Genomic DNA, 4,465 nt, shown 5'->3' on the forward strand with positions numbered 1-4,465 from the left:
TGGATCTGTTATAAAGCTGTATAATCCAGACAATGATTGGATTATATTACCTTCATCGACAGAAATCATCATACGAGCAACGAGAAATTTGGGAAACATAATTTTTCATAGATTATTGGGAGTTACCGTATTTTTTTATCAATTTAATGCTTATTATTCGTCTGTATCTTCATCTAAATCGCCGTCCATGCCATCATCTGTCCCATTATCTTCCACTTCATCTTCAGTGGCCGGATCTTCAACGCCTGGAAAGTCTTCTTCCATATCCTCTCCATCAGCACAAGCACCAAGCAGCAAACCTGCGGTTAGAGACAATGCGGTGAACTTAGCAAGTTTTTTCATGTATCTCTCTCCTTTTATACAGTTATTCAACTATCTACCGAAACATTACCAAAATTCCTAATTGATTTAAAGCAATAAGCCTTGCCTGACACCAATCTCTCATAATTGGGCCAAACTATTCATATTAGTAATATCAGAACACTCCTGCTTTGGTTTGATAATATAAATAACCGTAATCTGTTATAGAAATACTCTATCATGAATGAATAGCAATTCAAAAGAAAAGGCTTTTACAATTTCATCTCATTCTGTTACATTAACCAGCCATTTGTTAAACATTGGTAAAATATTCATTTTTTATGCAAAAAAGCTATAAGCGAATTCAATATTCGCTTATAGCTTTTTAGAAGTTGAAATTTATTCGAATACTTGTACATCAATGCTCTGTCTGCCGAACTGAATTGCAGAATCTAGACTTTCGAAGTGAATATCGATTCGATTACCAATGATTGCTCCACCAGTATCTCCTGCAATGTATTCTCCGTAGCCAGGTACATAGATTGTTGATCCTAAAGGAATAACATTAGGGTCTACAGCTATGACACGTGAATTTTCTCTTAGGTCAATTCCAGTAAATGTGTGATTACTCAATACTGGCTGATTACGAGAGTATGCGGTCGCCTCAACAGTCATCCAACGGCCGTTTTCTGAGGAAGAGGTTTGTGCTGTTGACTCTTCTGCTGGTTGAGTTTGCTCAACTGCTTCTTCAGCTGGTTCTTCTACAACAGTTTCTTCTACTACGTTTCCTTCAGCTGCTTCTTCTACAACAGTTTCTTCTACTACGTTTCCTTCAACTGGTTCTTCTACAACAGTTTCTTCTACTACCGCTTCTTCTGCTGGTTCTTCTACAACAGCTTCTTCTACTACGTTTCCTTCAGCTGCTTCAACTGCTTCTTCTACTTCTTCAGGTGTCTCAGTTTCAACTGCATCGCCATTTGACACGTCATAACTAACAACTTCTTCATCACCATTTTGTACGGAAATGACTGACAGGTCTCTACTTAGATAAATAGTAGATCCGACATGAATCAGACTACGATTATCAATATCATTAACGTTTACCAATTTATCTACTGAAATATCTGTAGCTTGAGATATGCCCCACATTGTGTCTCCCCACTGGAAGGTATATTTAAGGACATCGTCGCTTCCCTGGTTCTCATTCTGTGCCGCTATTTCCTGTTCGATCTGCGATACAGTTTTCGGCTCCCAGTTTGAACTGGTAAATTCATTTGCGCTGGCTTCAGACTCGTTAGTCAGGAATAATAGTCCTGCAGCTGAGAAAGTAATACCGGCTTTGATTAATTGATTTTTTTGTATAAACAAGTTTATACCCCTTTTCATAATTTACTACACGTCTCGTCTGTAGTGTCTTTTTGCTATTTACCCTAGGTCTTGCCCGGATAACTGTATGTATCTTACCATGCACTTTATAAAAGAAAAGGGGTTTAGACCATCTGTTACTTCCTTTTAGTCAGTCTGTATTGTTATCATTACATCCTTACGAGACTATTTCAAAAACCGTCTTAGTGTCAATTATGTGACAAATAAGACGGTTTTTGAAATATATTAGCTTGTATTATTTTATATCGTCAGCTGTTTCCGCTCATTATAGAACTGTCTGTATGCCAAGTAGCTGGCACTGAAGCTTGCGATACTCGTCACTGCGATAATCATGAACATAACAACGATCTGATACTTGATGGCTTCTGTCGGTTCTACTCCAGCAAATATCAGACCGGACATCATACCAGGCAGACTGACCAGTCCGACGGTCTTTGTGCTGTCAATCGATGGGCTCATCCCCGTTTTCACGCTGGCTCTAATAATGCTCATGGATGCCTGCTTTTCATTGGCCCCAAGTGACAGCTTTTCAAGAACCTGCTGACGCTGATCAGCGAATTTTGAGTTCAGAGACTGGAAAGTCAATCCGATAGCGACCATTGCATTACTTGCAATCATTCCTGTAATGGGAACGATCTGGGACGGCAGCCATTCAATTGCCCCGGAAACAACGAGAATGACCAGAGTTACTGCAGTACCTATGGTTATGGAGAAAAGTGAAATAGTTAAGGAATGCGGTATCCCGTCACTTCTCTGATGAGCATTGAAGCCTGCGTTGAACACTATGAACATTACCATAGCGAGTGTGACAAGCACATTGTCAAGCTGTATTACATAGCTCAGGACATAGCCGATAATAAACAGCTGGATTACTGCTCTTATGCCGGCAATAAAAATATCATTACCGAGTTCAAGCTTCTCTTTATATGCAATAAGTATGGCGATGATCAGCAAACCTGTAGAAAGGAACAGCGAAAAGTTATTGATTTCCAGATTAGCGTTCATTTAGAGTCCTCCAGTCTGCCGTCGATGATCGTGATCACTCTGTCTGCCTGACTGATCTCATTTTCATCATGGGTGACAGATAATGTAGTCAGGCCATTCTCTTTATTTAAAGTGTCCAGTATCCCGTGAATAATTTCCTTATTCTCAGCATCAAGCGAGCTGGTCACCTCATCAAGTAAGAGAACTTCCGGAAGATACATCATGTTTCTGATCAAAGCTACACGCTGTTTTTCTCCACCGGAGAGTTCGTTGATAGGCTTATCCAGGTAGGAGCGACTCAAGCTGACGCGTTCAAGCATATCTTTCGCTTTCTCTTCATCAAATTCTTCGTCTCTGATGTCATATGGAAAAGACAGGTTGTCCCTGACAGTCTGATCGAAGAGCGAAGCGTTCTGGAAAAAGTAGGAGACCTTCTGGCGATACTTTAGAGGATTGGTCTCCTGTATGTTCTTTCCATGGAACAAAACCTTTCCGTCAGTCGGATTGATGATGTTCCCGATGATCTTTAATAAGGTGCTCTTTCCTCCTCCGGACGGTCCTGTTATCGTTACCCTTTCCCCTTTCTCGACAGAAAAAGAAATCGACTCCAGGATAGACTGATTGTCTGTCTTAAATGAAATGTTACTAATTTCGAGCTGGTGGTCAGACATCGCGACACTCCTTTATAGTTTTTATCATGTAATAATCATTATAAACTATTCACTTTCATTCGCAACCCTTTGTTCTTCGATCCACTCTTCTTCCGCTTCTGTGATCCGTTCAGCCTGCACTTCCTGAGCCAGATAGGAAAAACCTTCTCCAGTAACTTCCTGAACATGTGAGATGGTCATGAAGGCATTCGGATCGATAGCCTCTACGATACGCTTAATTGGAAGAACTTCCCGTCGACTGATGATGATATAAAGAATGTCTTTCTTCTCCTTAGTGTAGTAGCCACGTCCATCCAATATGGTAATGCCTCGCCCGAGCTGGTTTTCGATGGCTTCGGCAATCTCTAGATGCTTTTTAGATATAATAAAGAAGGATTTTCTCGGATTCAACCCTTCTAGAATAAAGTCAATGACCTTACTTTGAATGTAGAGGTTGATCAATGTGAGAAACGCATTCTCTGCACCAATGACAAATGCACTGGGCAGGACGATAAACACATCGATCATCAAAAGACCAGTTGGTATATTTATCCCGAGATATTTCTCCATCAACTTGGCAATAATATCACTGCCTGCTGTTGTCCCGTGACCCAGCATAATCAGGCCAATACCTGCACCCATAAAAATGCCTGAACCGATTGGGGCTAGCAAAGTCGTTTCAGGAATGAACTGATAACCTGTGACCACGAGGAGCATAACCGAAATGATCGCATTGGCTACGAGAGTATAATGGAGCGTTTTTTTGTCAAGAAACTTATATCCAACAGCCAGTATGAACATGTTGATAATAAAAATCGTATAAGATGGTGGGATATCGATAAGATAAAAAAGGATCAGAGAAAACCCAGTCAGGCCTCCTTCAGCCAAATCGTTTGGTACAGTAAAGACGTTCACACTGGTCGCATATAAAACTGAGCCTATTATGATAAGCATAAAATTTTTCAAACGCACTTTAGTGATTAGCTCATTGATCATCCCTTGTCCTCCTCATACACTTTGAGACACCTAGGAAACTATAGATGCTCTATATAAGTGGATTTAGGGTTTTCTCTTTTGAGTTTTCCCTCCACTTATTTTCTTTTTTTAAATTTTTTCACATTTTTATGCTTATTACTTGACTTTTG

General features: G+C 40.2%; 5 protein-coding genes. All 5 read right to left on the bottom strand.

Annotated elements, in window-relative coordinates; translation table 11 throughout:
• Nucleotides 1-153 precede the first annotated feature (153 nt).
• Nucleotides 154-342, bottom strand: a complete 189-nt coding sequence (locus ACYQ4S_RS10915) for a hypothetical protein (RefSeq protein ID WP_459771128.1) — start codon at nt 340-342, stop codon at nt 154-156.
• Nucleotides 343-699: 357 nt separating this feature from the next.
• The gene (locus tag ACYQ4S_RS10920; protein WP_459771130.1) at nt 700-1,668 is read right to left on the bottom strand and encodes a 3D domain-containing protein; all 969 of its coding nucleotides are present in this window, start codon (nt 1,666-1,668) and stop codon (nt 700-702) included.
• Nucleotides 1,669-1,926: 258 nt separating this feature from the next.
• On the bottom strand, nt 1,927-2,691 hold the full coding sequence (locus ACYQ4S_RS10925) for an ABC transporter permease (RefSeq protein WP_459771132.1): 765 nt from the start codon (nt 2,689-2,691) through the stop codon (nt 1,927-1,929).
• On the bottom strand, nt 2,688-3,341 hold the full coding sequence (locus tag ACYQ4S_RS10930) for an ABC transporter ATP-binding protein (RefSeq protein WP_346024490.1): 654 nt from the start codon (nt 3,339-3,341) through the stop codon (nt 2,688-2,690). Before ACYQ4S_RS10930 ends, ACYQ4S_RS10925 begins: the two co-directional genes overlap by 4 nt.
• 45 nt (nt 3,342-3,386) lie before the next feature.
• Nucleotides 3,387-4,316: a YitT family protein gene (locus ACYQ4S_RS10935; RefSeq protein ID WP_346024491.1), complete on the bottom strand. Its 930-nt coding sequence runs from the start codon at nt 4,314-4,316 to the stop codon at nt 3,387-3,389.
• Nucleotides 4,317-4,465 lie beyond the last annotated feature (149 nt).

The organism is Alkalibacterium sp. s-m-28, from assembly GCF_054658175.1.

Coding starts and splice junctions, on each gene's coding strand:
- ACYQ4S_RS10915 (WP_459771128.1), bottom strand. CDS start 342: ATGAAAAAACTTGCTAAGTTCACCGCATTGTCTCTAACCGCAGGTTTG.
- ACYQ4S_RS10925 (WP_459771132.1), bottom strand. CDS start 2,691: ATGAACGCTAATCTGGAAATCAATAACTTTTCGCTGTTCCTTTCTACA.
- ACYQ4S_RS10930 (WP_346024490.1), bottom strand. CDS start 3,341: ATGTCTGACCACCAGCTCGAAATTAGTAACATTTCATTTAAGACAGAC.
- ACYQ4S_RS10935 (WP_346024491.1), bottom strand. CDS start 4,316: ATGATCAATGAGCTAATCACTAAAGTGCGTTTGAAAAATTTTATGCTT.